Source organism: Corynebacterium halotolerans, from assembly GCF_050107895.1.
In the GTDB taxonomy this organism is placed as follows: domain Bacteria; phylum Actinomycetota; class Actinomycetes; order Mycobacteriales; family Mycobacteriaceae; genus Corynebacterium; species Corynebacterium halotolerans_B.
This window is the reverse complement of sequence record NZ_JBNILW010000010.1, coordinates 97314-111147: the sequence shown is the minus strand read 5'-3', so window position 1 is coordinate 111147 and position 13834 is coordinate 97314. Positions and strand designations below refer to the sequence as shown.

The window sequence follows — 13834 nt, the reverse complement described above, 5'->3', positions numbered from 1 at the left end:
GGCCTCGCTACTATTGGGGCCGTGACTGACGCAACCGGAAACCCCGCCGCCCACGCCCCCGGAATGCCCGTCGTCGCCGTCATCGGCGACGGCCAGCTGGCCCGAATGATGCAGACCGCCGCGATCGAGCTCGGCCAGTCCGTGCGCCTGCTCGCCGGCGCCCATGACGCCTCGGCCGCACAGGTCGCGGCCGATGTGGTGCTGGGCGACTACACCGACCTGGGGGACCTCCGCGTGGCGATCGAAGGTGCGGACGCCGTGACCTTCGACCACGAGCACGTGCCCAATGAGCACCTGCAGACCCTGATCGATGAGGGTGTGAACGTGCAGCCGCAGCCGTCCGCCCTGGTGCACGCCCAGGACAAGCTGGTCATGCGCGAGAAGCTCAGTGAACTCGGGGCGCCGGTGCCCCCGTTCGCCCCGGTCGAATCGGTGGCGGACGCCGAGGCTTTCTGGGACCGTGTCGACGGCGCGGTCTGCCTCAAGGCCCGCCGCGGCGGCTACGACGGTAAGGGCGTCTGGATGCCGGAGTCCCGCGGGGAACTGTCGGAGCTGGTCACGCAGCTGCTGGCCAACGGTACCCCGCTGATGGCCGAGCAGAAGGTCAACCTTGCCCGGGAGCTCTCCGCCATGGTCGCCCGCACCCCCTCCGGCGAGACCGCCGCCTGGCCGGTGGTGGAATCGGTGCAGCGAAACGGTGTCTGTGCCGAAGCCACCGCCCCCGCGCCGGGCCTGGATCCTGCCCTGGAGAAGAAGACCCGCGAGATGGCGGAGCGCGTCGCCAGCGAACTCGGCGTGACCGGCGTGCTGGCGGTGGAACTCTTCGAGGACGCCGCTGGCGAGATCTCGGTGAACGAGCTGGCCATGCGCCCGCACAACACCGGTCACTGGACCCAGGACGGCTGTGTCACCGACCAGTTTGAGCAGCACCTGCGCGCTGTGCTGGACTACCCGCTGGGTTCCACCGCGACCAAGGCCGAGTACACCGTCATGGCCAACACGCTCGGCGCGGAGGTCGATCCCGAGGAGCCGATGGCCCAGCGGATGGCGGAGGTCTGGAAGCGCTACCCGAACGCCAAGATCCACCTCTACGGCAAGGACCACCGGCCCGGCCGCAAGATCGGCCACGTGAACATGACCGGTTCCGACGCCGAGCAGGTCCGCGCCGACGCCCGCGCCGCGGCGCACTATCTCGTGCACGCCCAGTGGAACTGAGCTGACCCCCGCCGGGTATTCCCTTCCGCTCCCGCTTGGGAGATGATGAGGGTATGCCCCGCATCGCCGTGACCACGCCCACCGGCAACGTCGGTTCCCGCGTCACCCGCCTGCTGGTCCAGGCTGGCGAGCGCCCCACGCTGCTGCTCCGCGACGCCGCGAGACTCGCCCCCGAGCTCCGCGCTCACTGTTGACATCCACGAACTGGATCAGGGGGACACGGAGGCGGTGGTGCGGGCGACCGCGGGTGTCACCGCGCTGTACTGGGTCAACCCGCCGACCTCGGATGAGGACCCGGTGGCCGGGCACCTCCGCATGGGCGAATCGGCGGCTGCCGCCGTGCGCGAGAACGGGATTCCGCGCGTGGTCTTCCAGTCTAGTGTGGGGGCCGAGGCACGCACCGGCTTCGGCGACATCGACGGTCTCGGGCGCACCGAGGAACTGCTGGACGCCACCGGCGCTGACGTCACCCACTTACGCTGCGGCTACTTCTTCACCAACCTCCTGCTGGACCTGGATGCGGTGCGGGCGGGTCAGCTCGGTTCCACCCTCCCGGTCGACCACCGCATGCCGTGGGTCTCGCCGCGGGATATCGGGGACGTCGCGGCGGTCCGCTTGCTGGCACCCCACTGGATCGGACGCCACACCCTCGGCGTGCACGGTCCCGCTGACCTCTCCTTCACAGAGGTTGCCGAGATCCTGAGCGGGGTGCTGGGACGCGACATCAGAGCCACGCAGCTCCCGGAGGAGACGGTGGCGGCCGGTCTCCGCGAGGCGGGAATGAGCTCAGTTCAGGTAGCGGCGATGCTGGGCATGTCCCGCGGGCAGCTCGGGTTCGCCCCGGAGAACCCACGGGGGCTGGCCACCACCACACCCACCACGTTGGGGGCCTGGGCGCAGGCGGTGCTGCGGCCGCTGCTTTAAGCAGCGTCACTTCCCCTTCCGGGAGGCCCACTCGGCGACGCGCCGGGCGCTTTCCTCCTCGGAGATGTCCTCCACCCGTGACATGACCGACCACCGGATCCCGAAGGGATCCCGGATGGAGGCGAAGCGGTCGCCGGAGACGAATTCACTGACCGGTTCCCGGACGGTGGCGCCGTTGTCCTCGGCGCGCTTGACCACGGCGTCGACATCCGGGCAGTAGTAGGCGAGGGAGAAGCAGGCGTCATCGGTGTCGGACTGGCCGACCAGGCCGTATTCCGGATTGACCTCGCCCAGCTGGAAGTGGCCGTGGCCGAGGGCGAGTTCGGCGTGGACGATCACCCCGCCCATCTCGGTCTTGTCGACCACGCGGGCGTTGAAGACCCGGCGGTAGAACTCGATGGCGTCGGCCGCACCCTCCACCGCGAGGAAGGGAGTGAGACTGGTCGAACCGTGGGGGATGCCGTCGGTGGTGTATTTTCCGGTGACTCCGGTACGGGGCGTGTTGTCCATGGTCATGCCCTGAAAATAACCCGCGGGTCTATCCTGGGGCTTGAAGATTTGCGACAGAAGGGAACCCGGCCGTGGCAGCCACGGAGGATCAGCACGGCATCCTGTACCCCGGACGGCTGCCGGAGTTTCACCGCGAACCGGTGCCGGCGGAACTGCGGGAGCTGATCCGCTGGTTCTGGATCCCGCGCTGGCAGCTTCCCGGCGGCATGGTCTCCCGGCAGGAGATCCTGCCGTTTCCCGCGGCGAACCTGGTGGTGGAGCCTGCCGGTGCCACCCTGCACGGCCCGGCCACCCGGGTGAGTTTCCGGGAACTGCGGGGCAGGGGATGGGCGTTCGGGGCCCTGTTGCGGCCAGCCGGGCTGGGGGCCCTGCAGGAATCCGCGGCCCGGCTGCGGGATAGTGAGACACCACTGGAACTGCCCGAATTGACGGAGGCCGTGAGCACCGCGATGGAGCGCGGGGACACCGCGGCAGCCGTCCGGAGTTTTCAGGGCTGGGCGCAGCGGTGTCTCACCCCACCGGACGAGAACGCCCGATCGGCCAACCGGCTGGAGGAGCTGATCGCCACCGACCGCAGCATCCAACGGGTGGAACAGGCGGCGGAACGACTGCATCTGTCCGTGCGCAGCATCCAGCGACTGGCCCAGCGGTATATCGGTCTGCCGCCGGCGGCGGTGATCCGGCGCTACCGCCTGCAGGAGGCGCTGCACCGCCTGCGCGAGAATCCGGCCACCGGAATCGCGGAGGTGGCCGCGGAACTGGGGTATGCCGACCACTCCCACCTGAACGCGGACTTCCGCCGTGTTCTGGGCATGACCCCGCAGGGCTATCGGCGGCAGGTGGACGATGATTGAGCAGGTGGCTCTGGCACAATGAGCAGGTGGTCGGCGGCACTCGTGGCCGCCGCGAAAACGCTGCGTTGTACACCGTGAAGGAGCACTCCAATGGAACCTCTCGTCGGCCTGATCATGGGCTCTGACTCGGACTGGCCCACCGTCGAACCCGCCGCCGAGGTGCTCGCCGATTTCGGCGTCCCCTTCGAGGTCGGCGTGGTCTCCGCGCACCGCACCCCGGAGAAGATGCTCTCCTACGCCAAGTCCGCGCACGGGAAGGGGCTCAAGGCCATCATCGCCTGCGCTGGCGGAGCCGCACACCTGCCCGGCATGGTCGCCGCGGCCACCCCGCTGCCGGTGATCGGCGTCCCGCGGGCGCTGAAGGACCTGGATGGCCTGGACTCCCTGCTGTCCATCGTCCAGATGCCCGGCGGGGTGCCGGTGGCCACCGTCTCCATCGGCGGCGCGGAGAACGCCGGTCTGCTGGCGGTGCGTATCCTCTCCGCCGGCATTCCGGAACTGCAGGAGCGCATGGTCTCCTACCAGGAGACCATGGCCGCCGAGGTGGAGAAGAAGGACCAGGCCCTGCGCGAACGTCTGATGGGGCAGTGAACCCGGTCCTGGTTCTCGGCGCGAAGGTGCACGGTGACCGCCCCAGTCGCGTCCTCGCCGCCCGGCTGCGGCATGCCCTCCCGCTGATCGACGCCGCCGATGCCGCCGTCGTGAGCGGCGCCGGCGAGGCGGAGGCCATGCACCACTGGTTGGTCACCCATGGCGCCGACGCTGCGAAAGTGCTCGTGGAACCGGACGCCACCAGCACCAATGAGAATCTGGAGAACGCCCACGCCCTGCTGCCGGACACGCGGGAGTGGACGGTGGTCACCAGCGATTTCCATGTGCTGCGCACCAGGATCTGGGCCTGGCACCTGGGCATCCCGGTGAAAGTGGTGGGGGCCCGGACCCCGGCGCAGTCCTGGTTGAAGATGTTCCTGCGGGAATGTGTCGCCCTGCCGCACTCAGTGCTCCGGGTGCTGTGGCGGAAGTTGCGGGGTTAGTTGCCGTACCGGCACTGACGGACGCCCATCCTTGATGGATCGGACATTGATGCGTAGACAGGGGCCATGAGCACATTCGCATTGGAGAACCCGAGTACCGGACAATCAGAAGACACCTTTAACCGCATCACTGACGCCGATCGTGAGGACATTCTCGACCGCTCCACGGCGGCTTTTAACAGCTGGTCCCGGACCACCACCGAGGAACGCGCCGCAGTTCTGCACCGCACCGCGGACCTCTATGAGGAAAAGGTGGACGAGCTCGCTGATCATATCGGCCGCGAGATGGGCAAACTGACCCATTGGGCGAAGATGGAGCTGGGCATTGTCGCCGATATCTACCGCTGGTACGCCGAGCACGCTCATGAGCTACTCGCGGAGGAACAGCTGGCGGCCCAGGGCGCACAGCGCACGTATGTCCGCAAGGATCCACTGGGGCCGCTGCTGGGCATCATGCCCTGGAACTTCCCCTACTACCAGGTCGCCCGCTGGGCGGCACCGAACCTGCTGCTGGGTAACACCCTGGTGCTCAAGCACGCCTCGATCTGCCCACTGAGCTCCCAGGCCTGCCAGGACCTGCTCGAGGAGGCGGGCCTGCCGGAGGACGTGTTCATCAACGTCTACGCCTCCGGCTCACAGATGGATGACTTCGTGGCAGATCCCCGCATCAAGGGAGTGTCCCTCACGGGTTCGGAGAAGGCCGGCGCCGCCGTGGCCAAGACGGCAGGCGAGAACTACAAGAAGTCCCTGCTGGAGCTGGGCGGAAATGATCCGTTCCTGGTCCTGGATGACAAGAACCTGGACTGGGTGCTGGAGCAGTTCGTCAAGATCCGGATGTACAACACCGGCCAGGCCTGTAACGCGCCGAAGCGGTTGATCGTGCAGGAGGATTTCTACGACCGCACCGTCAAGTTCCTGGAGGAACGCATCGCCGGAATCAAGGTCGGCCCCTATGACGACAAGGACGCCGACATGGGTCCGTTGTCCTCGGTCGGTGCCCGCGACGAGATCGTCGAGCGGCTTGCCGACGCCGAGAAGAACGGCGATGCGACCATTCGGGTAGGTGGCAAGAAGATCGACCGCGAGGGCGCCTACATGGAGGCGACCCTGCTGACCGACGTCGATCGTTCGGCTGATGTGGGCTGCAACGAGATCTTCGGCCCCGTGGCCATCGTGTACAAGGCCAAGGACATCGACGAGGCCGTGGAGATCGCCAACGACTCCGAGTACGGACTGTCCAGCTCCGTGTGGGGCACCGACCTGGAGCAGGCCCACCAGGTGGCCCGACGGCTCCAGGACGGCATGACCTTCGTCAACGAGCACGGGGTGACCGCGGCCGGCCTACCCTTCGGTGGAGTGGGCCGCTCCGGTTACGGCCGGGAGCTGGCCCGCTGGGGCGTCGGCGAGTTCGTGAACGAGCACCTGTTCCGGGTCAGCGACCAGTCGGACGCGGGGCAGTCGCCGGCGGCTTAAGCCAGCAGATTGCTTCCCACGTCTCCGGCCCGTCCTTACTGTGGACCGGAGGCGTTTTCATCCGCGGTGAAACCGCCCGGGGCCCTGAAATCGGGTGCGGAGCACGGTATATCGCAACGGACGGAAACATCGAACCCATCCTGGGCAACCAGAAGGCAGGCAAGCCGGTCAATGTCCGACGCACCCGAAAGAGAAACCCGCTGAACTTGTCGACGCCCCGTTGGTGTGAACCACCGCCGCGCTGCTGGGCAGCTCCCCCGCGCCGGCGGAGGCAGCCGACAAAATCTGCACCGGGCTAGAGATTGATGAGCGGGTCCGGGAATCACTGCCGGCCCAGCCTGCCCGGACTTCTGTGTGGAGTTACTGAAGGACTCCACGATCTACCGCCCGCTGGAGGCCATCCAGGTGGACGGACTCGACCGCAGGGCCCCTGACCCACGAGAAATTCGATGACGGGGCTATCTCGGCGATCAACTTTCGGCTGGATGTCGACCGATGGTGGCCGCGTCATGATCACCTGGACGGGAAATTCCTCGGCTACAACTGGTGATGCGGTGGAGCGAGGTGCGAGCGCAGGGTAGTTCCCCCATAGCTTTTCCGGAAGCGGCCGCGCCGCTGCAACTCCGGAACTACGAGATCCACGAAGTCCTCGATCCCACCGGGAAGGATCGGGGGCATCAGGTTGAAACCGTCGGCACCGCCGCCATCCACCCACCGTTCCATCTCATCGGCGATCATTTCCGGGGTACCCACGAAGGTGGCGTGCCCGCCCCCGGCGGCGAGCAGCCCGAGCAGTTCCCGCACGGTCGGGCGGGTGCTCTCGATGATCCGCAGGACCGTGGCATAGCGGCCCTTCGGCCCGGTGAATTCTGCCAGCGGCGGCAGTTCCGGCACCGGTTCATCCAGGGCCCACCCGGAGGTGTCCTGGCCGATGAAGAACGACAGCTGCCGCAGTGAATCCGCGACCGGCAGGTACCGGTTGAGTTCTCGCTGTTTCTCCTTTGCCTCAGCCATGGTGCCGCCAATGTAGGTGACCAGCCCAGGCATGACCGTGATCTGATCCGGATCACGCCCGAGCGCCGCGGCCCGGGAACGGATGTCCAACCGGTACTCTCTGGCCATCGCCAGGTCCCAGGCCACAGCGTAGATCCCCTCGGCGTGGCGCGCGGCCAGATCCCGTCCAGGTTCAGATGCGCCCGCTTGGAAGAGCACTGGCCGACCCTGCGGTGGCTGCGGAAGGTTGAGCGGCCCGGCTACCTCGAACCAGCGGCCCCGGTGGTCGATGGTCTTGAGCTGTGATTCGTCGGTGTACACCCCGCCCCGGTCGGCGATGACTGCCTCTGCCGGCCAGGAATCCCATAGTTTCTGCAGCAGTTCAATGAATTCCGCAGCCTTTGCATAGCGCTCGGAGTGCCTGGGAAGTTCAGTCATGTTGTGGTTCTGGGCTTCCGCATCGGTCATTGAGGTGACGACGTTGATGCCTGCCCGACCGCCCGAGATGTGGTCGAGGCTGCCAATGAGCCGGGCGGCGTGAAAAGGGTGCCAGAAGGTGCTGGAAACCGTGGTGACCAGCCCGATGTGTCGGGTGGCCCGGGCCAAGGCTGTCAGTGTGGTGACAGGTTCGAGGAACCAGCCGGGGCCGGTGCCTATCCCACCGATCCCGGTCGACTGGCCGTCGGCGAGGAAGACGGCGTCGAAAAGCCCCCGCTCCGCGGTGCGGGCGAGTTCCTCCCAATAGGTGATATCGCCCAGTTGATCCACACTGGAATGAGGCGTCCGCCATGCGCCGGTGTGGTGGCCGGCGGCGAAAGCGAAGAGGTTCAGGTGCATCAGTTCAACACCAGTCCACCGTCGACGACCAGGTTCTGCCCGGTGATGGCGCGTGCCCAGGGGGAGGCGAAGAAGAGCACGGCGTCGGCCAGCTCTTCCGGAGTGGTCACCGAACCCAGCGGGGTACCCGCGGCGATGGCGTCGAAGACCTCCTGCGGGGTAGCGGCGCTGGCATCGGTGGTGCGCAGCAGCCCCCCGCTGACCATGTTGACGGTGATTCCGCGCTTGCCCAGATCCATCGCCAGGGTGCGGGTCAGGGACAACAATGCGGCTTTGGCAGCGGTGTAGTCGTGGTAGGGGACCACCGGATGCTGGAAAAGGTTGGTGCCGATGTTGATCACCCGGCCGTTCCCGGCACGCTCGAAATCCGCCGACGCGGCCTGCACCACGTTCAAAGCGCTGCCGACCGCTCCCTCGAATTGGCCACTGAAGCGCTGGAAGGAGATCTCCTCGGCTTTCGGTCGGGCGTCGCCGTCGAAGGAGAAGTCCACCAGTGCACTGTTGACCACGGTGGACACCGGAGCATCGAAGGTGCCCGCCGCCTTGCTGAAGAGTTCATCAACCTGGGCGCGGTCACGGACATCAGCCCGCAGAGCAATCGCACGACCGGGATAGCCAGCAGCCAACTCTTCAGCTGCCGTGGCACTGGCGTGGTAGTTGACCACCACGCGTGCACCCTCACGGAGAAAGGCCTCGGCGATGCGACGGCCCAGTCCGCGGGCAGCACCGGTGACCAGTACGACCTGCTCGGAAAGTTGCGGGGCGGGAGAGACTTCAGTCATCAAGGGGGTCCTTCGGGATCGTGGCGAAGGAACCCCACCGGATCAGACACGATTAGGTATGGACAGTCCCTTCGCCAGTGTTAACTGGATCAGGTTCGACGGGTGTGTTCTCAGCCATCCCGGGAATGGGACGGCACCCCGTGTCACAGCCGCAACCATAGCAATCTTCACCACTGGGCGTGCCGGTCACGTCAAACGTGAACTCCACGAACCTCCCCAGCTCCCGCATGCCTGCCAACTCCAGTCGGGCGCTCTCCAGTCGGCGGGGGAAGGTCGGGGCACCCGCGGGCAGAAAGACCGGGGCCATCGTCAGCACGATCCGGTCCAGCGCGCCGACGTCCAGGAACTGACCGGCCAGGTCGCCGCCACCGACGATCCAGATGTGTCCGGTGCCCCCATCCCCCTGTGCGGAGCTCCGGATCATCGGCAGGGCGTTTTCCACCGGGCTGTTGATCACCCGGATGTTCGCGCCTTCTGGCACTGCCAGACTCCGTGAAGAGAACACCCACGTGGGGCGGTCGCCGTAGGCCTGGGTCCACTGTTCGGGGGAGTTGAGCAGATCCATCTCGCGGAGCAGCCACTCGTAGGTGGTCGAACCCATCACGATGGCGGCGATGGTGGACAGGAAGTCGCCGAAGTCGGACTCGGCGTCCTCGTTGCCGGCGACGTCGAAAAGCCATTGCAGGGAGTTGTCCTCGTCGGCGATGAAACCGTTGAGGGTGGTTGCGGTGTTGTAGATGATCGCCATGCGAAGAGTCTATGTGAACGGGAACACACTGCGTAGACTCACGGATATGGCAATCCAACGCATGGATAATGTCGCTGTTGTCGTCGAGGACCTGGACAACGCCATCTCCTTTTTCGCTGAGCTGGGGATGGAGCTGGAAGACCGCATGCCGATCGAGGGAAGCTGGGCGGATCTCACTGTCGGGCTCGAGGGCGTTCGCAGCGAGATCGCGATGATGCGAGTCCCTGACGGCCACGGCAGGTTGGAACTGACGAAGTACCACGCTCCTGCCGCGCTTCCCGTTGAACCGGCTCGCCCACCGGCCAACACGCTGGGGCTGCACCGCATCATGTTCGCCGTGGACGATATCGACGCCACGATTGCGCGGCTGCGCACCCACGGTGCTGAGCTGATCGGGGAGGTCGCGGATTATGAGTCGGTGTACCGGCTCTGTTATCTCCGTGGGCCGTCAGGCATCATCGTGGCCCTGGCCGAGGCCACCGGCTGACACCTCCCGGGGCTGTCCCGCCAGCTACCAGACCCGGAACACCTGGCCGGACTCAGCGCCGTGGGCGGAGCGGACAAAGGCGTTGCCGGCGCGGGCCGCCGGCGCAGGCTCGAAACCGGGGAAGGAGGGACCGTAGCCTTCGAGGGACTCCTCGATGACGGTGGGGCTGACGACGTTGATGCGGATGCCGCGCGGCAGGTCGGTGGCGGCGCCGGTGACGAAGGCTTCCACGCCGCCGTTGACCGAGGTGGCCACCACGGACTTCTTCACCGGGTGCTGGGTGAGGATGCCGGTGATCAGGGTGAAGGATCCGTTGTCCCGCAGGTGTGGCAGGCCGCGCAGCACGAGGTTGATCTGGCCGAGCAGCTTGTTCTCGAAGCCCGAACGGAAGTCCTCGGTGCTGGCCTCCGGCAGGCTGACAAAGGGCGCCGCACCTAGCGTGGCGACGACCGCGTCGACTTCGCCGACCTCATCGAAGAACGCGTCGACGGAGGCGGGGTCGGTCATGTCGATGCTGGGGGAGCTGGAGCGGGAGGCGGCGATGACCTCATCGCCCTGCTTCTCGAAGGCCTCGACAGTGGCCTTGCCGATGGTTCCGGTTGCTCCGACGACGACAACACGCATGATGAACTCCAATCGCTGAATTTTGTCTGACAATTTCTGTGACGCCACGCTAACACGGTTGTTTCTGGGGTGTCGAGGACTTCCGTTGTGGAAAGATGAGCGAAAGTTGCAGGATACGGATGGAGGTGCCGGAGATGGTACGCAAGGAGACTGCATTGCTGCGTGCGACGCCCGGTGGGTCGGCCAACACGGAACGGCGCCAGCGCGTCATCGATGACCTCAAGGGCCGGATCGTGCTGGGTGAACTTCCGCTGGGCGCCCGCATTGTCGAGGCCGAGGTGACCAAGCGGCTCGGCATGAGTCGACCCACGGTGCGTGAGGCGTTGAATCAGCTGGCCCGCGACGGTTACCTGACGCAGGAGGCCTACCGCGGCTACCGCGTCAGCGAGATCGTGGATGACCGCGTCATGGAACTGGCTGAGATCCGCGTGGTCAATGACATGGCGGCGATCGACGCCGTCCTGGCTGATCCCACCGGTCAACGGCTGAGCCTGCTCGATGACGTGCTGGACACCTACCGCGAACGCATGCGTAATCCCAGCCCGCTGGAGCGGCACGAGGCGCACATGGCCTTCCACCGTGGCATCTGGGAGGCCTCCGGAAACTCCTTCATGACGAAGCTCTGGCCCGTCATGGAGGCGGAGATGACGCTTGTGCTCGCCGTCGAACAGCACCACCGGCACGACGACGAGCGCGCCTACGCCCTGCACGAACTGCTCGTCGAGGTGATCAGACGCGGTGACCGTGAGGAGATCCTTGAGAACCTGCGCATGCATGTCGTCGGCAGCGCCGAGGAGTTCCTGGAGATCCTCGATGAGGCGGGGGAGTAGGGTTCGGACACCCCGGGGGTAGGTGTGGGGTGTAACACTCTCGCTTTTCTGGTGTGATTCATACCTCCATTGATGCAGGTCACGATCATGGTGGTGTGGCGGCGGTGATTTTCTGCCGGAATCCGTTGACGACCCCGTGGTCCATGGGTGGTTTTCGCATTAACCGATTGTCATACAATCCGGGCTGTCTCCAGTGGGAGAAGCCGGGGTTGCACTCGGAACCTACGCGAGGAGACTCCCATGAAAGTTGTTGTTGTCGGCGGTGGCATCATCGGTCTGACCAGTGCCTACGAGCTGGTCAAGGAAGGCTGTGAAGTCACTGTCATCGATTCCGCCAAGGTGGGGGCCGCGGCATCCCACGGCAATGCCGCGAAGATCGCGCTCGGCGAGAGCGGACCCGTTCCGGCACCGGGCGTGCTGCTGCAGGGACTGCGCTGGATGCTCAAGCCGGACAGCCCGCTGTACGTCACCCCCTCCCTGGCTCCCAGCTACCTGCGTTTCATGTTCTCCATGGCGCGGCACTGCAACCTGAGCGACTACAACGCCGGTCTCGAGCTGAACCTGCGGATGGCGGAGGACGCCTGCGATCTGCTCGACGGCTACAAGGCCGACGGCCTCGACTACGAGATGCACGAGCGCGGCGTGCTGCTGGCCTTCGAGACCGAGGAGCGCCTCAAGGAGCACTGTGTGCAGCTGCGCATCTACGAGCGTTTCGGCCACCACGGCCAGATCCTGCGCGGCGACGAGGTCCTCGAGGCCGAGCCGGCCCTGTCGGACCGCATCAAGTTCGGCGTCAAGTACAGCAATGACCGCCAGCTCGACCCGGACTCCCTGACCCGGGCGCTGGCGGACGCGATCACCGCCCGTGGCGGAACGATTCTGGAAGACACCGCCGTTGACGATCTGATTCACCGCAACGGCCGGGTCACGGCTGTGGTGCTGGACACCGGCGAGGCCCTCAACACCGACCAGGTGGTGCTGGCGGCCGGCGTCGCCGTCCGGGATCTCACCCGCAAGCTGGGCCAGGAGGTTCCGATCCACTCCGGCAAGGGGTACAGCCTGGACTATGCGCCCGCGCCGGTCAAGCTGCGTACCTCTCTGACCCTGGAAGACGCCCGGGTGGCAGTCACTCCGCTGGACGGCTTCGTCCGCCTGGCCGGAACCATGGAGTTCGGTGCCCGCAGCCTCAAGGTCAACCCGGCCCGCGTCGAGGCGATCCGCCGTGCGGCCCACGAGAACCTGCGGGACTGGGACGTCAACGAGCCCGGCGAACGAACCCCCTGGGCGGGCCTGCGGCCGATGACCGCCGACGGCATGCCCACGGTGGGACGTCTGGCCTCCCAGGAAAACGCCTGGGTGGCCGGGGGCCACGGAATGCTGGGCCTGACCCTCGGCCCCTTCACCGGAAAGCTCATCGCCGACCTGATCGCCGGCCGCACCCCGCGGCTGAGCGCACAGGAGATGGCGGTGCTCGACCCCAACCGCTTCAGCCGCGCCGGGCGTCGACTCTCCACTGCGGTCTGAAATCGCAGCCGTTAACCCGGACCAACCTCAATTTCCACACCACACCCCTCATAAGGAGCACACCATGACCACTCGTACCTTCACCGGAATCCTCGCCGCCGTCGTCACCCCCTTCACCGCCGAGGGCGAGGTGGATCTGCCGGGTATCCAGAAGCAGGTGGACCACATCGTCGGCAACGGCATCCACGGCCTGGTGCCGGGCGGTTCCACCGGCGAATTCACCACCATGAGCGTTGAGGAGCGCAAGCAGGTCAACGCCGCCTACGTCGAGGCCGCCGCGGGCCGTGTCCCGGTCATGGCCGGCACGGGTGCACTGTCCACCGCGGAAACCATCGAGCTGACCCGTCACGCCAAGGAGTCCGGTGCCGACGCCGTGATGATCGTCCCGCCCTTCTACGGCGCGCAGCCCTTCGAAGAGCTGGTCCACCACTACGCCGCAGTCTCCGAGGCCGTGGACATCCCGATCATGTACTACAACCTGCCGGATGCCACCGGCGTGGAGCTCACCGCGGACCAGTTCACCGAGCTGGCCCAGCGGACCAACGTCACCTGCTTCAAGGACACCGGCGGCGACGCCCCGAAGTTCGCCGAGATCCTGCTGCACCGCGGCGCGGACATCCAGGCCCTGAACGGCTTCGACACCCTGACGTTCGACGCCCTGGCACTGGGTGCCCAGGGTGGAGTCTGGGGTGCCGCCAGCGTCATCCCCGCCCTCTGCGCAGAGCTCTACGAGACCCTCGCCGTCAAGGGTGACCTCGCCCGGGCGCGTGAGCTGTGGCAGAAGATCCACCCGATCTGTTCCTTCCTGGAGTCCCACAACTACGCCTCGGCCATCAAGACCGGTGTGGAACTGGTGGGTGTCCCGGCCGGGCCGGCCCGCCTGCCCGTCGAGCCGCTCAGCGACGAGGTGCGCCGCGAGTTCGTCGAGCTGCTCAATGCCGCCGGAGTGGAGGTCGCCGCCGAGGCCGAGTTGGTCGGCGCCAACTAACGCCAACTAAC

The 13834-nt window shown here is 66.5% G+C and carries 16 protein-coding genes, 1 pseudogene and 1 riboswitch; of the genes and pseudogenes, 12 read left to right on the top strand and 5 right to left on the bottom strand.

What is annotated here, in order from left to right; translation table 11 throughout:
• Positions 1-21: 21 nt before the first annotated feature.
• Genes ACQCVD_RS11030 through ACQCVD_RS11020 form a run of 3 tightly spaced genes read left to right on the top strand, consistent with a single transcriptional unit; the run spans position 22 to position 2139 of the window.
• Positions 22-1215 (top strand): 5-(carboxyamino)imidazole ribonucleotide synthase, encoded by a 1194-nt coding sequence (locus ACQCVD_RS11030; protein ID WP_426823811.1) that lies wholly within the window; start codon positions 22-24, stop codon positions 1213-1215.
• Positions 1216-1268: 53 nt separating this feature from the next.
• Entirely contained in the window at positions 1269-1409 is a 141-nt protein-coding gene (locus ACQCVD_RS11025; RefSeq protein ID WP_426823810.1) for a hypothetical protein, read from the top strand.
• A 37-nt stretch (positions 1410-1446) separates the two neighbouring features.
• Entirely contained in the window at positions 1447-2139 is a 693-nt protein-coding gene (locus ACQCVD_RS11020; protein ID WP_426823809.1) for an NmrA family transcriptional regulator, read from the top strand.
• A 6-nt stretch (positions 2140-2145) separates the two neighbouring features.
• Here ACQCVD_RS11020 and ACQCVD_RS11015 read toward each other — a convergent pair whose 3' ends face one another.
• Entirely contained in the window at positions 2146-2655 is a 510-nt protein-coding gene (locus ACQCVD_RS11015; protein WP_426823808.1) for a VOC family protein, read from the bottom strand.
• 65 nt (positions 2656-2720) lie between these two features.
• On the opposite strand from ACQCVD_RS11015, the gene ACQCVD_RS11010 reads away from it, so the two are divergent.
• The 5 genes from ACQCVD_RS11010 (at position 2721) to ACQCVD_RS10990 (ending at position 6560) form a co-directional block, all read left to right on the top strand.
• Positions 2721-3503 carry a helix-turn-helix domain-containing protein gene (locus tag ACQCVD_RS11010; RefSeq protein ID WP_426823807.1) on the top strand — a complete coding sequence of 261 codons (783 nt, stop codon included), beginning with the start codon at positions 2721-2723 and terminating at the stop codon, positions 3501-3503.
• A gap of 90 nt (positions 3504-3593) precedes the next feature.
• Positions 3594-4094, top strand: coding sequence for a 5-(carboxyamino)imidazole ribonucleotide mutase (gene purE, locus ACQCVD_RS11005; RefSeq protein WP_426823806.1), 501 nt, complete (start codon positions 3594-3596; stop codon positions 4092-4094).
• The gene (locus ACQCVD_RS11000) at positions 4091-4537 is read left to right on the top strand and encodes a YdcF family protein (protein WP_426823805.1); all 447 of its coding nucleotides are present in this window, start codon (positions 4091-4093) and stop codon (positions 4535-4537) included. The genes purE and ACQCVD_RS11000 overlap by 4 nt, the downstream gene beginning before the upstream one ends.
• Positions 4538-4603: 66 nt before the next feature.
• Positions 4604-6010 (top strand): NAD-dependent succinate-semialdehyde dehydrogenase, encoded by a 1407-nt coding sequence (locus tag ACQCVD_RS10995; RefSeq protein WP_426823804.1) that lies wholly within the window; start codon positions 4604-4606, stop codon positions 6008-6010.
• A gap of 430 nt (positions 6011-6440) precedes the next feature.
• Positions 6441-6560 (top strand): hypothetical protein, encoded by a 120-nt coding sequence (locus tag ACQCVD_RS10990; protein ID WP_426823831.1) that lies wholly within the window; start codon positions 6441-6443, stop codon positions 6558-6560.
• Here the strand turns inward: ACQCVD_RS10990 and ACQCVD_RS10985 are convergent.
• The 3 genes and pseudogenes from ACQCVD_RS10985 to ACQCVD_RS10975 all read right to left on the bottom strand — a co-directional run.
• A complete protein-coding gene (locus ACQCVD_RS10985) occupies positions 6548-7840 on the bottom strand; it encodes an LLM class flavin-dependent oxidoreductase (RefSeq protein WP_426823803.1) in 1293 nt (430 codons plus the stop codon). The genes ACQCVD_RS10990 and ACQCVD_RS10985 overlap by 13 nt on opposite strands.
• The gene (locus tag ACQCVD_RS10980) at positions 7840-8622 is read right to left on the bottom strand and encodes a 3-oxoacyl-ACP reductase (RefSeq protein ID WP_426823802.1); all 783 of its coding nucleotides are present in this window, start codon (positions 8620-8622) and stop codon (positions 7840-7842) included. The genes ACQCVD_RS10985 and ACQCVD_RS10980 overlap by 1 nt, the downstream gene beginning before the upstream one ends.
• 48 nt (positions 8623-8670) lie before the next feature.
• Positions 8671-8773: riboswitch (TPP riboswitch) on the bottom strand.
• Positions 8774-8812: 39 nt separating this feature from the next.
• A pseudogene (locus ACQCVD_RS10975) lies at positions 8813-9370 on the bottom strand (dihydrofolate reductase family protein); the annotation flags it as partial.
• Positions 9371-9416: 46 nt separating this feature from the next.
• On the opposite strand from ACQCVD_RS10975, the gene ACQCVD_RS10970 reads away from it, so the two are divergent.
• On the top strand, positions 9417-9857 hold the full coding sequence (locus tag ACQCVD_RS10970) for a VOC family protein (protein ID WP_426823801.1): 441 nt from the start codon (positions 9417-9419) through the stop codon (positions 9855-9857).
• A gap of 24 nt (positions 9858-9881) precedes the next feature.
• Here the strand turns inward: ACQCVD_RS10970 and ACQCVD_RS10965 are convergent, their stop codons facing one another.
• Positions 9882-10481 carry a short chain dehydrogenase gene (locus ACQCVD_RS10965; RefSeq protein WP_426823800.1) on the bottom strand — a complete coding sequence of 200 codons (600 nt, stop codon included), beginning with the start codon at positions 10479-10481 and terminating at the stop codon, positions 9882-9884.
• 95 nt (positions 10482-10576) lie between these two features.
• Here ACQCVD_RS10965 and ACQCVD_RS10960 point away from each other — a divergent pair, with 95 nt between their 5' ends.
• From ACQCVD_RS10960 to dapA, 3 genes are all read left to right on the top strand, one after another.
• Positions 10577-11311 carry a GntR family transcriptional regulator gene (locus ACQCVD_RS10960; protein ID WP_426823799.1) on the top strand — a complete coding sequence of 245 codons (735 nt, stop codon included), beginning with the start codon at positions 10577-10579 and terminating at the stop codon, positions 11309-11311.
• Between the two features lie 240 nt (positions 11312-11551).
• Positions 11552-12835: an NAD(P)/FAD-dependent oxidoreductase gene (locus ACQCVD_RS10955; RefSeq protein ID WP_426823798.1), complete on the top strand. Its 1284-nt coding sequence runs from the start codon at positions 11552-11554 to the stop codon at positions 12833-12835.
• Positions 12836-12899: 64 nt separating this feature from the next.
• Positions 12900-13823 (top strand): 4-hydroxy-tetrahydrodipicolinate synthase, encoded by a 924-nt coding sequence (gene dapA / locus ACQCVD_RS10950; protein WP_426823797.1) that lies wholly within the window; start codon positions 12900-12902, stop codon positions 13821-13823.
• Positions 13824-13834: the final 11 nt, after the last annotated feature.